General features: G+C 44.9%; 19 protein-coding genes and 1 riboswitch. Of the genes, 1 reads left to right on the plus strand and 18 read right to left on the minus strand.

Features of this window, described 5'->3' with window-relative positions; all coding sequences use genetic code 11:
* Positions 1–8: 8 nt before the first annotated feature.
* The 10 genes from ACZ07B_RS05440 to sdhC form a co-directional block, all read right to left on the minus strand.
* Positions 9–605, minus strand: a complete 597-nt coding sequence (locus ACZ07B_RS05440) for an XTP/dITP diphosphatase (protein ID WP_153256331.1) — start codon at positions 603–605, stop codon at positions 9–11.
* Between the two features lie 12 nt (positions 606–617).
* On the minus strand, positions 618–1,355 hold the full coding sequence (gene rph / locus ACZ07B_RS05445) for a ribonuclease PH (protein WP_003246039.1): 738 nt from the start codon (positions 1,353–1,355) through the stop codon (positions 618–620).
* A gap of 110 nt (positions 1,356–1,465) precedes the next feature.
* Positions 1,466–2,566: a spore germination protein GerM gene (gene gerM / locus ACZ07B_RS05450; RefSeq protein WP_003229578.1), complete on the minus strand. Its 1,101-nt coding sequence runs from the start codon at positions 2,564–2,566 to the stop codon at positions 1,466–1,468.
* A 113-nt stretch (positions 2,567–2,679) separates the two neighbouring features.
* Complete coding sequence (racE, locus tag ACZ07B_RS05455) at positions 2,680–3,498, minus strand: glutamate racemase (protein WP_015251521.1); 819 nt, start codon at positions 3,496–3,498, stop codon at positions 2,680–2,682.
* Positions 3,499–3,505: 7 nt separating this feature from the next.
* Positions 3,506–3,946 carry a MarR family winged helix-turn-helix transcriptional regulator gene (locus ACZ07B_RS05460; RefSeq protein WP_003229573.1) on the minus strand — a complete coding sequence of 147 codons (441 nt, stop codon included), beginning with the start codon at positions 3,944–3,946 and terminating at the stop codon, positions 3,506–3,508.
* A gap of 244 nt (positions 3,947–4,190) precedes the next feature.
* Positions 4,191–4,415, minus strand: coding sequence for a spore germination transcription factor GerE (gene gerE, locus ACZ07B_RS05465; protein ID WP_003184172.1), 225 nt, complete (start codon positions 4,413–4,415; stop codon positions 4,191–4,193).
* Between the two features lie 115 nt (positions 4,416–4,530).
* Positions 4,531–4,974: an acyl-CoA thioesterase gene (locus ACZ07B_RS05470; protein ID WP_464876984.1), complete on the minus strand. Its 444-nt coding sequence runs from the start codon at positions 4,972–4,974 to the stop codon at positions 4,531–4,533.
* A 60-nt stretch (positions 4,975–5,034) separates the two neighbouring features.
* Entirely contained in the window at positions 5,035–5,796 is a 762-nt protein-coding gene (gene sdhB / locus ACZ07B_RS05475; protein WP_014477584.1) for a succinate dehydrogenase iron-sulfur subunit, read from the minus strand.
* A 2-nt stretch (positions 5,797–5,798) separates the two neighbouring features.
* A complete protein-coding gene (gene sdhA / locus ACZ07B_RS05480; RefSeq protein WP_003229567.1) occupies positions 5,799–7,559 on the minus strand; it encodes a succinate dehydrogenase flavoprotein subunit in 1,761 nt (586 codons plus the stop codon).
* A 33-nt stretch (positions 7,560–7,592) separates the two neighbouring features.
* The gene (gene sdhC, locus ACZ07B_RS05485; RefSeq protein ID WP_003222512.1) at positions 7,593–8,201 is read right to left on the minus strand and encodes a succinate dehydrogenase cytochrome B558; all 609 of its coding nucleotides are present in this window, start codon (positions 8,199–8,201) and stop codon (positions 7,593–7,595) included.
* 292 nt (positions 8,202–8,493) lie between these two features.
* Between sdhC and ACZ07B_RS05490 the strand changes: the two genes are divergently transcribed.
* Entirely contained in the window at positions 8,494–8,940 is a 447-nt protein-coding gene (locus ACZ07B_RS05490) for a YslB family protein (protein WP_003222508.1), read from the plus strand.
* Positions 8,941–8,983: 43 nt separating this feature from the next.
* Here the strand turns inward: ACZ07B_RS05490 and ACZ07B_RS05495 are convergent, their stop codons facing one another.
* From ACZ07B_RS05495 to fadR, 8 genes are all read right to left on the minus strand, one after another.
* Complete coding sequence (locus tag ACZ07B_RS05495) at positions 8,984–10,210, minus strand: aspartate kinase (RefSeq protein ID WP_024572581.1); 1,227 nt, start codon at positions 10,208–10,210, stop codon at positions 8,984–8,986.
* Positions 10,211–10,335: 125 nt separating this feature from the next.
* Positions 10,336–10,515: riboswitch (Lysine riboswitch) on the minus strand.
* 64 nt (positions 10,516–10,579) lie between these two features.
* Positions 10,580–12,352 (minus strand): excinuclease ABC subunit UvrC, encoded by a 1,773-nt coding sequence (uvrC, locus tag ACZ07B_RS05500; RefSeq protein ID WP_017696677.1) that lies wholly within the window; start codon positions 12,350–12,352, stop codon positions 10,580–10,582.
* Positions 12,353–12,487: 135 nt separating this feature from the next.
* Positions 12,488–12,802, minus strand: coding sequence for a thioredoxin (gene trxA, locus ACZ07B_RS05505; protein WP_003222500.1), 315 nt, complete (start codon positions 12,800–12,802; stop codon positions 12,488–12,490).
* A gap of 322 nt (positions 12,803–13,124) precedes the next feature.
* Positions 13,125–14,612 carry an alpha-L-arabinofuranosidase AbfB gene (gene abfB, locus ACZ07B_RS05510; protein WP_167408336.1) on the minus strand — a complete coding sequence of 496 codons (1,488 nt, stop codon included), beginning with the start codon at positions 14,610–14,612 and terminating at the stop codon, positions 13,125–13,127.
* 217 nt (positions 14,613–14,829) lie between these two features.
* The gene (gene etfA / locus ACZ07B_RS05515; RefSeq protein WP_130572663.1) at positions 14,830–15,807 is read right to left on the minus strand and encodes an electron transfer flavoprotein subunit alpha; all 978 of its coding nucleotides are present in this window, start codon (positions 15,805–15,807) and stop codon (positions 14,830–14,832) included.
* A 35-nt stretch (positions 15,808–15,842) separates the two neighbouring features.
* Complete coding sequence (gene etfB / locus ACZ07B_RS05520) at positions 15,843–16,616, minus strand: electron transfer flavoprotein subunit beta (protein ID WP_014480500.1); 774 nt, start codon at positions 16,614–16,616, stop codon at positions 15,843–15,845.
* 14 nt (positions 16,617–16,630) lie between these two features.
* Positions 16,631–17,407, minus strand: coding sequence for an enoyl-CoA hydratase (locus tag ACZ07B_RS05525; RefSeq protein WP_327845951.1), 777 nt, complete (start codon positions 17,405–17,407; stop codon positions 16,631–16,633).
* A gap of 14 nt (positions 17,408–17,421) precedes the next feature.
* Positions 17,422–18,006: a fatty acid metabolism transcriptional regulator FadR gene (gene fadR, locus ACZ07B_RS05530; RefSeq protein ID WP_014477593.1), complete on the minus strand. Its 585-nt coding sequence runs from the start codon at positions 18,004–18,006 to the stop codon at positions 17,422–17,424.
* Positions 18,007–18,028: the final 22 nt, after the last annotated feature.

Consider the following 18,028-nt stretch of genomic DNA (forward strand, 5'->3'; position numbering starts at 1 on the left):
CTTCCTCCTTATGCCTCCAAAAGCTTAGACAGCTTTTTAAGCGCGTCAGCCCTATGGCTGATTTTATTTTTTTCATCACTTGTCAGTTCAGCCATTGTCTTATCTTTATCTTTCACGATAAAAATTGGGTCATAGCCAAAGCCATATTCTCCTCTCGGTTCTTCAGCAATATACCCTTCAACATGGCCTTCGACTGTTTTTGTTTCCTCTCCGGGAATACTCACGGCCAGTGCGCAGCGGAAACGGGCGGTGCGCTGTTCTTTTTCGATACCTTTCAGCTCGCTGAGCACTTTTTCGATATTTGCCTGGTCGTCTTTCTGTTCCCCTGCATAGCGGGCTGAATAAACCCCGGGTCTGCCGCCAAGATTATCGATGGATAGACCGGAGTCGTCCGCAATCACCATTTTGTTCACTGCTTTGGCAACAGCTTCCGCTTTCAGAATGGCATTTTCTTCAAATGTATGGCCTGTTTCTTCAATTTCTTCTGCGAATCCAATTTCAGCTAAAGATTTGACATCATAGCCTCTTGGCTCAAGAATTTCTTTGAATTCCTTCACTTTTCCCGGATTATGTGTTGCAATAATTGCTTCTTTCATGATGATCAAGCCTTTCTGTCTTTATTTCAGTTCTGGCAGAGAATCACCCAGCACTTCTTTTTGCTTGTCAATCAGCTCTTGAATTCCTTTTTCCGCAAGACCCAGAAGACCGTTCAGATCCTCTCTTGAAAAAGTCGCCTCTTCCCCGGTTCCCTGCAGTTCCACAAAACGGCCGCTGCCTGTCATGATGACATTCATGTCAACTTCAGCGGAGGAATCTTCTTCATAATTTAAATCTAACAAAATTCCCTGTTCCTTATCAATTCCAACAGAGATTGCAGCAAGAAAATCAGTGATCGGATTTGTCTTGATTGTTCCTGCTTTGATCAGCTTGCCAATCGCAATCGCCATAGCAAGAAATGCGCCTGTAATGGAAGCTGTTCTAGTTCCTCCATCAGCTTGAATGACATCACAGTCAATCCAAATCGTCCGTTCACCGAGCTTTTCCAGATCTACAACAGCTCGAAGCGCGCGGCCGATCAGGCGTTGGATCTCCATTGTTCTGCCGGAAATTTTCCCCTTAGAAGATTCTCTGATTGTTCTTTGGTTTGTTGCCCGCGGCAGCATGCTGTACTCTGCTGTAATCCAGCCTTTCCCTCCGCCCCGCAAAAACGGCGGTACGCGGTCCTCAACAGACGCGTTGCAGATTACCTTTGTATTCCCTGCTGTTATTAGAACAGAACCTTCCGGATGGCTGATAAAATCCAAATCGAATGTGATTGGACGCAGCTCATCGTGTTGTCTTCCGTCATGTCTCATGTTTTACCTCCGATTGTATGTACATAAACCATTTTTGTCCCGGAATTGAATAAAGAAAGAGGCAGCCGGAACGCTAACCTCTTTCTTTCTAGTATATCAAAAATCCCAATTTAAAAACTACCCGTATTCACTTGAGAAGGTCTGGAGACCGGTTCTGTGAGCTTTTCGCCTTTTTCATTTACAAGCTCTGATTTTCCGTTCACTTTAACAGAGACGCTTTTTACATCCGGCTGCTCCGTTAACGTCAGCACAATGCTGTTCAGCACTTCTGAAGAAATCATTTTCGTCTTCTCATCGGCGCTGCCGAATATAGATTGATTGAAATCCAACGTCACGCGCCCGTCTTTGATTTTCGGTTTGCTGACCAGCTTTACATCTTCACTGAAGTCTGTTAACAGCCCGCTCACCTTGCTTGGCCCTTTAGCCAATTCATTGATGGCTGCCGTGATGTCGTCTTTTTCCGAATTGTCGATTCGTTTGGTCACCGGCACGTAGTATTCACTGTCTTCATTTTCCGCCAAATAGTAGACTGTCAGCGGATGGGTAGCAGTGAGATCATTTACACCGGCTGTTTCCAAATTAATGCCGTCTTTGCGGCTTAAATCATCTGAGATCGGCGTCCCTCCTACAGGCATCTCCTTCAGTTCATGCCCGTTTATTCTCAGCTTCACTTTATCTATCGAACTAAATTGCGTCAGCGTCCACGTCACAGATTGAACGATTTTCTGTTCGTCTTCTTTCTTATAATTTTTGAACTCATTAGAGAAATCAGCTATCGCGGTTCCATCTTTTTTGATGTCAACGTTAACGGTGGTGTCAGCCGGCAATACAGCTCTGAAGCCATTCGGAAGAATTTCAGACACAGGCCCGCCCTGTACGAGGTATTCAAGCGCCTGCTTAGCCGTGCTCTCACTTTTAGGGAGAGGCAGCGTTTGCGCAACAACATATCCGTTTTTATCAATGAGATAAAGCTCCCTCATAACAGTAGATGAGGCTTGATCCGCTTTTGCGGTATCGCTTTTTTCACTTTCTGTTTTTTTGGCTGCTGTTGTATTTGAATTGGCACCCGCTTCATCGTTCACGAATGTAACGTCTTGAGGCGGATCAATTTCCTCGGCTGCCTTATCAGATTGAAACAAACCGCATCCGGATAAAAGCAAGGCAGAGGTGAGACAAGTGGCACCAATGACTGCAGGTCCTTTTTTCAGCATACTTTTCCCTCCTAAGGATGTTTGTACTATTATGTATACGAGCCTCTTTAGGAAATAGACCGAAGAATTCCGGCAAAACAGAAAAAACCCGCAACATACCGTTGCGGGGAAAACTATCTTCTAATCGGTTCTTGCAGTGAGATGCATTCCACATGCCCGACTTCATGGCCAAACCAATCGTCTGCGATTTTCGCAAACTGATCACGCGCTCCTGTTGTCAAGAACTGATGATCAGGGGCATTCGCAGACTGGTTCAGCAGCCCTTTATACGAGAGAATCGTGCTGACTTCCCGGGCTGTTTCATCGCCGGACGAAATAATGTTCACGTGTTCTCCCATATATCTTTGAATGGCTTCTTTTAAAATGGGATAGTGGGTGCAGCCTAAAATCAGCGAATCAATCGATGTATCTTTTAACGGATACAGCGAGGTTTTGACAATCTCGTCTGCTGTTTTGTCAAGAAACTTCCCGCTTTCCACAAAAGGCACAAGCAACGGGCAGGCAAGGTTTTCAACCTTCAGATCAGGATTTAATGCCAAAAGCGCCTCTTCGTATGCATTGCTCTTAATCGTATTCTCTGTGCCGATGACACCGATATGCTGATTATCCGTCACTTTTATCGCTGCTCTCGCACCAGGCTGGATCACTCCGACCACCGGTATACCGACGCTTCGCTGGATGTCATCCAATGCGATCGCTGTTGCTGTATTACAGGCGATCACGAGCATTTTGATGTGGTGGTTTTCGAGTAAATAATTCGTCAGCTCCCATGTATATTGAAGCACCTCTTCTTCAGGGCGCGGCCCATAAGGACACCGTTTCGTATCCCCGACGTAGATAATATTTTCTTTAGGTAGCTGTCTCATGATTTCCTTCGCAACGGTTAAACCGCCAACCCCGGAATCAATGACTCCTATTGGTTGTTCCAACAAAATCGCCTCATTTTCTCTTCATTTCATGCTGCAGTTTCATCAAAGATTTTTCGAAGATGGCTATTTCTTCATCTGTAAACGATTCGAACATATCACGCAGATATTCCTGTCTTTTTGTAATGACCTCTTGGATAATCCGTTCTCCTTCAGGCAGCAGATGTATCCGGACAACACGTCTGTCCGCCGGGTCCTTGACCCGCTCAACAAGCTCATTTTTTTGCATGCGGTCGATTAAGTCCGTTGTCGTGCTGCATGCCAGATACATTTTGCCCGATAATTCACCGATTGTCATATCTCCTAATTCATAAAGCCATTGCAGGCCGACAAATTGCGGCGGCGTAATCGCATATTGATTAAGGATTTCTCGTCCTTTTTGCTTAATGATCGCGGCAATGTGGCGGAGTGACTTTTCAATATCCGCAACATGCTCCAAAGGTTTTGATGTCATTTGTCCATCCCTCACTCAAGGATCTCTTACGCACAAAAGCGTTCCGTGTCTATTTTCCTTCTTTTTTGAAGAAAATGCAAGACTCGCAGGAGAGAAATAGAGGACTTTAGTCAAACAACATCAAGAAATAAAATTTATTTTATGACTTGCCTACGTTTTGCAAAGCATTCCAAAAATGATTTCGAATGTTCCAAACAAACAGCAATAACCGGCTCCTTCCTAAAAGAAGGAATACCGGCAAGGATTAAAGCTCTAGCTCACCCATTCTAAGAAGCTCAACAACGGCTTGCGAACGCCCTTTCACACCCAATTTCTGCATGGCATTTGAAATATGGTTTCGAACGGTTTTCTCACTGATAAATAGCTCGCTTGCAATCTCCTTTGTTGTCTTATCTTGAACGAGCAATTCGAACACTTCTCTTTCTCTTTTCGTTAGCAGCGGCTTCGATTGAAATTCTTTCTCCTTCAAGTATTGTAACCCTCCTTGCTAAGGTGAGAGCGAATCAGAAACGAATGGGTTTTGATATAGTCGAGATATCATATGTAAGAAGGGCGCAGGAGGTGACGTTTACAAGATAATTAGTTTATCGTGTATAAAGAAGCGTTTCTTTCTCCTCATCCGTCCAGCTGACAGCTTTGCCGCTTTCCTTTGAGACTTGAACCATCACGACTGCCCCGGTGAAGCAGGGCTCGCCTTCGAGGTTCTCTCCGAGATAGTGCAAGGTAAGAGATGAACTGCCGACTGCGCTTGTTTTCACATAGATGCGCAACTTTTCATAAGGCATGACTTGGCGCAAATAATCGCATTGCTGGCTTGCCACGACTGTCATGGTCTGTTTGTTTTCACTCATCATATTCAGCTTTTTAAAATAAGAAATCCGCACCTCCTCAAAATATATAAAAGGGGTTACATTATTCATATGCCCAAACATGTCTGTCTCGGAAAATCTTACGGATACCTCATTGAAAAAAGAAAAGGATGTTTTCCATTCTTGAAACGGCATATCAATATAAGCGGGAAGCTTCATCTTTTTTCATCTCCTTATTGTTTAAAAAAACCTCTTCCATGCGGAAGAGGTTTTTTCTTCTTATACTCTGTCGCTTCCGAAGAAATTGCGGAACGCTTGTAAGTTTGTATCTCTATTCAAGGCTGCAATCGAAGTGGTAAGCGGAATCCCCTTCGGACAGGATTGAACACAGTTTTGCGAGTTGCCGCAATCTTGAAGGCCGCCTTCATCCATTAATGCTTCTAATCGTTCAGATTTATTCATAGCGCCTGTCGGATGCGCGTTAAACAGGCGGACTTGCGACATCGGTGCAGGCCCCATGAACTTCGATTTGCTGTTCACATTCGGGCAAGCTTCGAGGCAGACGCCACATGTCATGCATTTTGATAATTCATATGCCCATTGACGGCGTTTTTCCGGCATTCTCGGCCCCGGTCCTAAATCGTACGTACCGTCAATCGGTATCCATGCTTTTACTTTTTTCAATGAATCAAACATTCTGCTGCGATCAACCTGCAAATCACGAACGACTGGGAATGTTTTCATTGGTTTTAAACGGATCGGCTGTTCAAGCTGGTCAATAAGCGCCGTACAAGACTGGCGGGGTTTTCCGTTTATGACCATTGAACATGCGCCGCATACTTCCTCAAGGCAGTTCATATCCCATGTGACAGGGGTTGTCTTCTCACCTTTGACATTAACCGGATTCCGGCGGATTTCCATCAGAGCGGAAATGACGTTCAGATTCGGGCGGTATGGAATCTCAAATTCTTCATCATAAGGCGTGCTGTCGGCTGTATCTTGACGTGTGATAATAAATCGTATGGTTTTTTGTTCACTCATGATTATTTCGCCACCTTCTTCTTCGAGTAATCCCGTTTCCGAGGCGTTATCAGTGATACATCGACATCCTGATACTCAAATTCCGGCGCTTCATACGGGCTTACATGTTTAGCCATTGTTGTTTTGAGCCATTCATCATCATTACGTTCAGGATAATCCGGTTTATAATGGGCGCCCCGGCTTTCATTACGGTTGTATGCGCCAAGGGTAATCACCCTAGCAAGCTGAAGCATGTTTGAGAACTGGCGTGTGAACATCGCTCCCTGGTTGCTCCATTTTGTCGTATCATTGATGTTGATCTTTTTGAAGCGCTCCATTAACTCCTGAATTTTGTCATCGGTTTTCAAAAGCTTGTCATTATGGCGGACAACCGTTACGTTCGCCGTCATCCACTCACCGAGCTCTTTGTGAAGAACATAGGCATTTTCGGTTCCGTCCATACTCATAATATCAGCCCATTTTTCTTCTTCTTTCTTAACGTGAGCGTCGAATAAAGATGAAGACATGTCTTCCGCTGAAGATTCTAAGCCGTTTACATATTTCACCGCATTCGGACCGGCCACCATGCCTCCGTAAATCGCAGACAGCAAGGAGTTCGCTCCCAAGCGGTTGCCGCCGTGCATAGAATAATCACATTCCCCAGCCGCAAACAGTCCAGGGATGTTTGTCATTTGATCGTAATCCACCCATAAACCGCCCATAGAATAATGGACCGCAGGGAAGATTTTCATTGGAAGCTTACGCGGGTCGTCTCCCATGAATTTCTCATAAATCTCAATGATGCCGCCAAGCTTAATATCAAGCTCTTTCGGATCTTTATGAGACAGATCGAGATATACCATGTTTTCACCGTTAATGCCGAGCTTCTGGTTCACACACACATCAAATATTTCGCGTGTCGCAATATCACGCGGCACCAGGTTTCCGTATGCCGGATATTTTTCCTCCAGGAAATACCATGGTTTGCCGTCTTTATATGTCCACACGCGACCGCCTTCACCACGCGCTGATTCACTCATCAGTCTTAATTTGTCATCGCCCGGTATGGCTGTCGGGTGGATTTGAATGAATTCTCCGTTTGCATAATACGCTCCCTGCTGATAAACGATTGATGCAGCAGATCCTGTATTAATCATGGAGTTCGTTGATTTTCCAAAGATGATTCCCGGTCCGCCCGTCGCCATAATGACAGCGTCTGAACGGAAGGATTCAATTTGCATGTTTGTCAGGTTTTGTGCAACAATTCCGCGGCAGGTTCTGTCATCATCTAAAACAGCGCCAAGGAATTCCCAGCCTTCGTATTTTGTGACCAGACCCGCAACTTCGTATCTGCGCACTTGCTCGTCCAGTGCGTAAAGCAGCTGCTGTCCCGTCGTCGCACCAGCATAAGCAGTTCTGTGGTGCTGTGTACCCCCGAATCGGCGGAAATCAAGCAGGCCTTCAGGCGTCCGGTTAAACATGACGCCCATCCGGTCTAATAAGTGGATGATAGAAGGCGCCGCTTCACACATCGCCTTGACTGGCGGCTGGTTGGCAAGAAAGTCTCCCCCGTATACCGTGTCATCAAAATGTTCCCACGGAGAGTCACCTTCCCCTTTTGTATTGACCGCTCCGTTTATGCCGCCTTGCGCACAAACTGAATGAGAACGTTTGACAGGAACGATGGAAAACAATTTAACCGCCATTCCTGATTCCGCTGCTTTAATTGTCGCCATGAGGCCGGCAAGACCCCCGCCGACTACGATAATGCTTGATTGACTCATGATAGCCCCTCTCCCTCTAGTAATCTAGTACTCTTAAACAAATGCGAAAATCGCTTTTAAGCCTACGTATGACAGTGCAACAAAAATAATCAGCGTAACGTATGTCGAAATTCTTTGAGAACGAGGCGTTACCGTGATGCCCCATGTAACAGCGAAAGACCATAAACCGTTCGAGAAGTGGAAAATTGTTGATAAAACACCGACAATGTAAAAACCAAGCATAGCCGGAGAGCTCAAAATATTCGCCATCATGTCGAAATTGACCTCAGCACCCATTTGTGCGGCAATTCGGGTTTCCCACACGTGCCAGCTGACGAAAATGAGGGTGATGATACCGGTTACACGCTGCAGGACGAATAGCCAGTTTCTCATGTAGCTGTATTGACCTGCGTTATTTTTCGCAGTAAACGCTATGTACACACCATAAACTGCATGATAAATTAATGGTAAGAAGATAATAAAAATTTCCAAGGCATACCTGAAAGGCAGACTATCCATAAAATGAGCAGCGCTATTGAATGCTTCAGCGCCCCTTGCGGCAAACTGGTTGACGACTAAATGCTGAATAAGAAAGATGCCGACCGGTATGACGCCAAGCAAGGAATGCAATCTTCGAAAATAAAACTCTCTGTTCCCAGACATTACTTTACCCCCTGTTTGATAAGTGCGAAATGTGCTAAATCTCTTCCCCCACTTCTTTCAATTGTAAGCACTTTATTAAGATTTATTGACAATTTCATTTTACTCCTCCCTCAAAAGGGCGTCAAGAAAACGCGTACATAAATTATAATTTTCCGAATTGATTAGTTGATTGAAAAATTTTATTTTATCAATATATATATCTTGCTTAATTTTTCATAAGAATTACAGGATCATTCTGTAATCCTCCCCCCTGTTTGAGCTATAATATACGCAGGAGAGAGGGGAGACAGATATGAAGTCTAAATTTGAAGCATCTATTGACAACCTAAAAGAAATTGAAATGAACGCCTATGCCTACGAACTAATACGAGAGATCGTTCTCCCAGATATGCTTGGCCAAGATTACTCTTCCATGATGTATTGGGCAGGAAAACATCTCGCCCGTAAGTTTCCTCTTGAATCATGGGAGGAATTTCCGGCCTTCTTTGAAGAAGCGGGCTGGGGAACCCTCACCAACGTAAGCGCTAAAAAACAGGAGCTTGAATTTGAACTTGAAGGGCCGATCATTTCCAACCGGCTTAAACATCAGAAAGAACCTTGCTTTCAGCTGGAAGCTGGTTTTATCGCTGAACAAATTCAATTGATGAATGATCAGATTGCCGAATCATATGAACAAGTGAAAAAGAGAGCCGATAAAGTGGTTCTGACTGTGAAATGGGATATGAAAGACCCAGTGTAATCAAAAAGGCGGTGACTGCATAGTCCCGCCTTTTTGATTGTCATTACACAGCTGAAGGATGTTTTGAAAGCTCAAATGCATCGTGAAGCGACTCGACTGCTTTCACCATGTCATTTTCGCTTACGACTGTTGACACTTTGATTTCAGATGTGCTGACCATTTTGATTAAAATGTTTTTTTGCGCCAGTACAGCAAACATTTCAGCCGCTACACCGGGATTTGAGACCATGCCGGATCCAACAATGGATACTTTAGCCAATTTGCTTTCTGTCTCGATTTTCTCAAATTCCAGCGCGTCTTTATACTCTTCAAGCACCGCAACGGTTTGGTCTGCATCTTCTGTTTTGACAGAGAAGGAAATTCCAGTCTTGTCCTCGGCCTGCGTTTGGATAATGATATCCACGTTTATGTTTCTTTTGGCAAGTGTCGTAAAAATAGTAGACAAAGTTGTCAAGCCGCTAGTCAGCCCGTAAATGGTTACTCTTGTGATTTGATCTTCAAATGCAATGCCTCTGACAATTAAATTCTGTTCCATGGATGATTCCTCCTCAATTAATGTTCCCGCTTCGGTTTCTGTACTTGAACGCACTTCTAACGGCACTTGGTAATTTTTCGCGAACTCAACTGCTCTCGGATGAAGAACGCCGGCGCCTAAATTGGCAAGCTCAAGCATTTCATCGTATGAGATGCCCGCAAGTTTTCTCGCTGATTTCACATAGCGCGGATCGGTTGTAAACACACCTGGCACGTCTGTGTATATGTCACATTTATCAGCTTTTAAAGCGGCAGCCAAAGCAACTGCTGTTGTATCTGAACCGCCCCGGCCCAATGTCGTAATTTCACAATCCTCTGTCATTCCTTGGAAGCCTGCAACAATGACAATTTTTCCTTTTTCAAGCTGGTCTGCTAAAACCGAAGTGTCGATATCTGTAATTCTGGCGTTTCCGTGAATGGCCTCCGTACGGATTCCCGCCTGCCAGCCAGTATAAGACACAGCGTCATAGCCTTTTTCCTGCAATGCCATTGAAAGGAGTGAAATCGTGACCTGCTCGCCTGTCGCCAGCAGCATATCCATTTCGCGTTTGCTCGGCTGGTCAGAAATAGCTTTTGCAAGGCTGACCAATTCGTCAGTGGATTTTCCCATTGCTGAAACGACGACAACGACTTGATGGCCTTTCTGTTTTTCTGCAATTGCGCGGTTTGCCGCATTTTGAATTTTTTCGACTGAGCCGACGGAAGTGCCTCCGAATTTTTGTACAATAAGACCCATGTATTACCACCCTTTACATTTTGGTTCGTGCGGGTGAGGAGAAAGAGCGCTTTGTCCACAATAAAAAAAGCAATGAGAGGAATACTCTCATTGCTTATCAATTAATCATCATAAATGATTATGAACAACGAGATAGCCCTCCAAGAAAATGATTTCTTGACAGCCTTACATTTATTCAATGCACGGCCAGCAAATAATACCGATGGGGTTTTACTTGCTTCGGCGACGCTCCCCTTTCAGCCTTTTTCACAGAATCCATCTTTCTCCAAAGGCATACTCTTGAAGTTCGCACCTCTATCTTCACCATATAACACGATCTAACTATGAAATTAGTTCACATTTTATCAGATCTTATTTAAAAGGACAACATTATTTTTGCAATTTGTCGTAAAGGAGCTGAGCCGCCGCTGTGGGAACACCGGCTTTTTTGATGTCCTCAAGGCTTGCTTCCTTCATTTTTTTAACGGAACCGAAATGCTTTAACAGCATTTTCTTTCTTTTCTCTCCGATACCCGGGATGTCGTCCAAAACGGATTGAAACGCGCTTTTTCCGCGGATTTGCCTGTGAAAACTGATTGCAAAACGGTGCACCTCGTCCTGAATGCGCTGCAGGAGGTAAAATTCCTGGCTGTTTCGTTCCAGATACACCACCTCCAGCGGATCACCGATCAGTAAATTTGAGGTTCTGTGTTTTTCATCTTTCGCTAAACCGGCGATCGGGATATCCAAGCCGAGTTCATTTTCAATGACATCCCTTGCTGCGTTGATCTGCCCTTTTCCTCCGTCAATGATGATCAGATCGGGCAGCGGCAGATTCTCACGAAGCACTCTCGTATAGCGTCTTCTGACAACCTCTCTCATAGAACCGTAATCATCCGGCCCTGTAACGGTTTTGATTTTATATTTGCGGTATTCCTTTTTGTATGGTTTGCCGTCGATAAACACAATCATCGCGGAAACCGGGTTTGTCCCCTGTATGTTTGAGTTATCAAACGCTTCAATTCTGTGCGGCGTATAAATATTTAATGCCTCACCTAGTTTCTGCACAGCCCCGATTGAACGCTCCTCGTCCCGTTCGATTAAAGAGAATTTTTCTTTCAATGCGATTTTCGCATTTTTATGGGCCAGCATGAGCAGTTCTTTTTTCGGGCCTTTCTTCGGCTGGTGAACGTTTGTTTCCAGCAGCTGCTCGATCATGGATTGATCTACGCTGTCTGGAACTAAAATCTCCTTCGGAAGGAAGTGGTTGTTTTTTGAATAGAACTGCCCGATGAACGTGAGGAACTCTTCATCTGCTTCCTGATAAAGCGGGAACATGCTGACATCGCGTTCAATGAGCTTCCCTTGGCGGATGAAAAAGACCTGCACGCACATCCAGCCCTTATCGTACGCGTACGCGAATACATCACGGTCGACTAGATCGTTCATCGTCATTTTTTGTTTTTCCATCGTTGATTCAATATGGGCAATTTGGTCACGAAGCTCTTTTGCTCGTTCAAACTCAAGATTCTCAGCAGCTTCATGCATTTTCTCTTCAAGCTCTTTTTTGACCTCATTATAGCCGCCCCTTAAGAAACGTGTAATGCTTTCAACCAGCTCTCTGTTCGTCTCTTCGGAAATATCCTTTACGCACGGAGCAAGACATTGGCCCAGATGATAATAAAGGCACACTCTGTCCGGGAGCTTGGAGCATTTTCTGAGAGGATACAGACGGTCGAGCAGTTTTTTTGTTTCCCTTGCTGCCTGTACATTCGGATACGGCCCGAAATAGCGCCCTTTGTCTTTTTTGACATTGCGGGTGACAATTAGCCTTGGGTGGCGTTCATGGGTGAGTTTTATGAAAGGATAGGTTTTGTCGTCTTTGAGCATGACGTTGTATTTCGGATCATGCTTTTTGATCAGATTCATTTCTAAAATAAGCGCTTCAAGATTGGAGGACGTCACGATATATTCAAAATCCTCGATTTCCGTCACAAGCCTTTGGGTTTTCGCGTCGTGAGAACCGGTGAAGTAGGAGCGCACTCTGTTTTTCAGCACTTTTGCTTTCCCTACGTAGATCACAGTCTGCTGCCGGTCCTTCATGAGATAACAACCCGGTTGATCGGGAAGGAGGGCGAGTTTTTCTTTCAGTTGTTTGTTCATATGTTACCCTTCCTTATGTTTAATCCTTTATATCCAGTTTAACACGAACGTTTGTTTTTCTCTATGGTTCACAATTGGCGAATAAAAAAAGCGATCCCTCAATCGGAATCGCTCTGGAATGTAAGCAGCGGAAAATTAAAGATGTTTGTTTACAAGCTCTTGAAGCGCTTCTTTTGGTTTGAAGCCGACTGAAGTTTCAACTACTTCGCCGTCTTTTAACACAAGAAGAGTCGGGATGCTCATAACGCCGTATTTTCCGGCAGTTTCTTGGTTTTCGTCTACATCGATTTTTACGATTTTCAGTTTGTCTCCCATTTCTTGATCCAATTCTTCAAGAACAGGTGCAATCATTTTACAAGGTCCGCACCAAGGAGCCCAGAAGTCTGCCAGTACGACGCCTTCGCTTGTTTCAGCTGAGAAAGATTGATCAGTTGCTTTTACGATAGCCATTATTGAATTCCTCCAATGTGAAATGATGATTTTTAGTATAGCATCTCCCATTCGTTCACGCTATTTTAATGCTTACAAATTATTTTTTCCTGATCACAGCCGGTTTACTCATTTTTATATGGTTGAATGGGATATGCTCTTTTTTTAAAACACAAATCTGATAATGGCCCCGATCACTACAATTGCCCCAATAATCATTAAAATGGTACGAAGCATAAGATCACATCTCCTCTTCACTGTCATGTACTTTACCATGCCCTGCCGGAGCTGTTTTAAAACCTGAAAAAGAGCGCCGGCATGAAGCTCCGGCGCTCTTGCGCGATTAAGAATCAGCACGCAGCGTAAGTAAGACGACTGACATTGGCGGGAGTTTTACTTTCAGTTTGTTTTTGCTGAGCGTGTATTGTCTGAAGGATTCCGGTTTGACATGATGAGGATCGTCAAACGTGTTATGCGCATTCATTTTTTCTGCCGTAAGAATGACTCCGGAATGGTCCGCTGCCTTGTGTAGGCCTCTCAGCTCGATTTCCGCCTCCGCTTTGTTTTGGTGATCGATGTTGCAAATAGTGATATTGACATCACCTTCAGCTTGTTTCGACGCTGAGATGCTGATTTGCGGAAGCGTTTCACCCTTCCATTCATAGTCGGCAGACATTGTCTCTGTTGCTAAAAGAGAAGCGTCCTGGTGCACCTTAAACATATTGAATACATGGTACGTCGGTGTCAAAAGCATCCGCTCGCCCTCAGTCAAAATCATCGCTTGTAGAACGTTTACTGTTTGGGCGATGTTGGCCATTTGCACCCGGCGGCAATGCTGATGGAAAATGTGGAAATGAGAAGCCGCCACCAGTGCATCACGAATGGTGTTTTGCTGATATAAGAAACCGGGATTCGTGCCTGGCTCGGGATCAAACCAAGTGCCCCATTCATCAATAATCAGCCCGACCCGCTGCTCCGGATCGTACCGGTCCATAATCGTGCCGTGTTTTTGAATCAATTCATCGATGTATTTGGCTTTTTTCATCGTAATAAACCACTCATCTTCCGTGAATTCTGTGGCTGATCCTTTGCCCTTCCAGAAATCCCCCGGAATCGTGTAATAATGAAGACTCAACCCGTCCATCAGGCCAGCGGCTTTTTTCATAAGCACGTCCGTCCAATTAAAATCATCCACATTTGCTCCGCCTGCAATTTTATAAATTTCATTCCCGCTGTAATTGCGGACATATGTCTGAAAACGCCGGTACAGATCTGCGTAGTATTCGGGATGCATGTTGCCGCCGCAGCCCCAATTTTCATTACCCACGCCGAAATATTTCAGATTCCAAGGCTCTTCTCTTCCATTTTGTTTTCTCCAGTCTGACATCGGCGTGCCTTCTTCAAATGTCATATACTCAATCCACTCCGCCATTTCCTGAACGGTTCCGCTTCCGACATTGCCGCAAATATATGGCTCACATTCAAGCAGCTCGCAAAGCATCATAAATTCATGCGTTCCGAATTCATTTGATTCAATTGTACCGCCCCAGTGAGTGTTCAGCATTGTCTTACGGTCACCGACACCGTTTGCCCAATGGTATTCGTCCGCAAAACACCCGCCCGGCCACCTGAGGACAGGAATGTGCAGCTGTTTGAGCGCCTCCAGCACGTCCTTTCGTATCCCGTTGATATTGGGGATGTCTGAGTCCGTTCCAACCCAGATCCCCTCATAAATCCCTCTTCCTAAATGCTCAGCAAAATGACCGTATATATTTTTGTTAATGGTTCCTTTTACGATATCTGTTTGAATCACTGCTTGATGTTCAGACATGCCTCTGATCATTCCTTTCATACGGATATGAAAAGCACCACAGTCAAATATGTGATCTGTCTTTTGCCTGAGGAGTCAGCATGAATGTAAGCGCTTTTAAAGTAACCATATTATATATGTTCGTACATGTCAACGACATTTTCTATTGTTTTTATATTTGTACGTATGTATTTATAAATATGAAAAAATCCCGAACTTTTAAAGTCCGGGATTTCCTTTATGAGTGTATATTCAATTGTTTGAATTCCTCAGTTAATAACGGGACAACTTCAAATAAATCACCGACGATGCCGTAATCCGCTATTTTAAAGATATCGGCTTCGGGGTCTTTATTGATGGCGACGATCACCTTGCTGTTTGACATGCCGGCCAAATGCTGGATGGCGCCGGAAATGCCGCATGCAATGTACAAATCCGGAGTGACGACTTTCCCGGTCTGCCCGATTTGGAGCGCGTAATCGCAATAATCAGCGTCACATGCCCCGCGAGAAGCCCCTACCGCGGCCCCTAGCACCTCTGCAAGCGCCTGCAGCGGCTGAAATCCTTCCTTGCTTTTGACTCCTCGGCCGCCCGCAACGATAATTTTCGCTTCGGAGAGATCAACACCGTCCGCCGTTTTTTTCACGACCTCTTGAATCACGGTGCGAAGGTCAGTAAGAGAGACATTCATGCTTTCGATGCTTCCCGATCTGCTGATGTCTTTTTCTGAAGCTTGAATGTTATTGGGGCGAATTGTTGCAAAGATCATCGGATCGGTTGAAATGACGCGTTCAAAAGCTTTCCCCGAGTAAATCGGGCGTGTGAACACAACATTCCCTCCGGTAACGCTTACATCTATAGCATCAGAAATTAAGCCTGTTTGCAGACGGGCAGCAAGCTTCGGTGAAAGATCCTTGCCCATTGCCGTATGCCCGAAGATGACTGAATCAGGATTTTCTTGCTCGATAACACCTCTCATGACCTGGCTGTACCCGTCTGCCGTGTATGTTTTCAGCTTCGGGTCCTCAGCGGTAAGAACTTTATCTGCTCCGTAATGAATAAGCTCTTGTGCAATGCTTTGTACATTTTCACCGATGAGAACACCGATGACTTCTCCATCTCCTGAAATGGTTCTTCCTGCAGCTATTGCTTCGAAGGTGACATTCCGCAATTCCCCATCGCGTATTTCTCCAAGCACGATCACTTTTTTTCCCATTCTAACATCCCCCTGTTTCTTTGAATGTCCAAGCTTTAAATGACTTTAGCTTCGCTGCGGAGCAATGAGACAAGCTCTTTTGCCTGTTCGGCAGGCTCACCTTGGAGAAGCTTCCCGGCTTCTTTTTTCGGCGGCAGAAAACGCTCAATGGTTTTCAGCTTTGGTTCAGCATCCTCTTCGTCCAGGTCAAGATCATCAAGTTCAAGCTCTTCAAGCGGCTTTTTCTTAGCCTTCATAATTCCCGGAAGCGATGGATAGCGCGGCTCGTTTAAGCCCTGCTGAGCTGTGACAAGCAATGGGAGCGTCGTTTTGATTTTTTCAACATCCCCTTCGACGTCCCTTTCTGCTTCTGCATCAGTCCCGTTGATTTCGAGTTTGGTGATCGTAGTGATACACGGAATGTCCAGTAGCTCGGCAAGCCGAGGCGCCACTTGTCCTGATCCTCCGTCAATGGCAACATTTCCGCCGAGAATCAAATCAAACTCCTGATCCTTCATATAGTGGTATAAAACTTGAGAAATGGAATATTGATCGGGTTCTTCGAGATCATCTTCTATGTTGATTAAAACAGCTTGGTCACAACCCATGGCAAGCGCCGTACGCAATTCTTTCTCCGCTTCTTCACCGCCGACCGTGACGGCGGTGATCGTGCCGCCATGCTTTTCCTTCAGCTGGATGGCTTCTTCTATCGCGTACTCATCATATGGATTAATGATCCATTCAGCTCCGTCATCCTGAATCTTTCCTGTTTCAATGACGATTTTTTCTTCTGTGTCAAACGTCCGTTTCATCAGTACAAATAGATTCATGATCATATCCCCTTTTATTCGCCTTTGAACTGAGGCTTTCTTTTTTCGAGAAATGCCTGGATGCCTTCCTTGGCGTCCTCTGACTCAAATGCTTCCCCAAATCGCTTTGCTTCAAGCTTTAAGCTGCCTTCATAGGAATACACCTTGTTGGAATAAAGAAGTTCAAGCAAAGATGCCAGCGTTTGCGGGCTTTTCTCTGCAAACTTAGCGGCAAGTGCTTTTGCTTTTTCAATCACTTCTGCCTCATCTTTCGCTCCAATTGAGACAAGTCCGAGATCAAGCGCTTCTTTTCCGGATATCGGTTCTCCTGATCCGATGAGCTCTAATGCTTTGGCTGTACCGACATATCTCGGAAGGCGCTGTGTCCCCGCAAAACCTGGAATGATACCGAGATTAAGCTCCGGGAGCCCCAGCTTAGCATCTTCTGCTGCGATTCTGATATGACAGGCCATCGCAAGCTCCAGCCCGCCTCCGAGAGCAGCGCCGTGAATCGCTGCGATAATCGGTTTTGGAAAGCTTTCGATTCTCTCCATTAACTGCTGGCCGCGCTCAGCGAGCAATGAGGAATCCTCATTGCTTTTAAGCGATGTAAATTCTTTAATATCAGCGCCGGCTGAGAAAAATCTCCCCTCGCCGTGAATGATAATGCTTCGTACACCTGCATCTGTCTCACATTGATCAAGACAGGAAGACAGCTCTTCTAATATCCGGCTGGAAAGCGCATTTGCCGGCGGATTGTGAATCGCCAAAACTGCCACAAATTGATCAACTGCCAGTGATATTGCATTCATAGGACAGAACTCCTTTACTTATTATGAATTCCGGACACCAATAATTCTAAAACGCTGTCTGAAAGCGCAGCGAGATCGTACTTTTGGTCATTCATCACCCAAGTTGTCACGGTTTCATCAATCGTTCCAAAAATCATCTGCCGGGCGAGGCGGACGTCGAGGCCTTCTTTTAATTCGCCTGATTGTATACCTTCCGTCAAAATGCCATCCAAAATATTTAAGTAGCCTTTTAATATTTCGTTGATTTTTTGGCGCAGCTCCAAGTTGGATTGGCGGAGCTCAAGCTGCGTGACAATCGCGAGATTATGGTCACCCGCTAAAAGGGAAAAATGCTTTGAAATCACAAGCGCCAATTTCTCTTTCGCTGTTGCTTTTTCTTTAATGTCCTCTTCCATCCTCTCAATAAATTGACCCATTTTTTCTTTGAAAAGAGAAATTAAAATATCTTCTTTGTTTTTAAAATAGAGATAGATGGTGCCGTCCGCTACTCCGGCTTGTTTGGCAATTTTGGATACCTGTGACTGGTGGTAGCCGTTTTCTGCAATGACTTCTACTGCTGCATCAATAATCTGCATATACTTTGGCCGTTTTTGCTTCAATGTTCATCGTTCCTTCCTATAG

The sequence above is a fragment of the Bacillus sp. 9.4 genome, assembly GCF_055486415.1.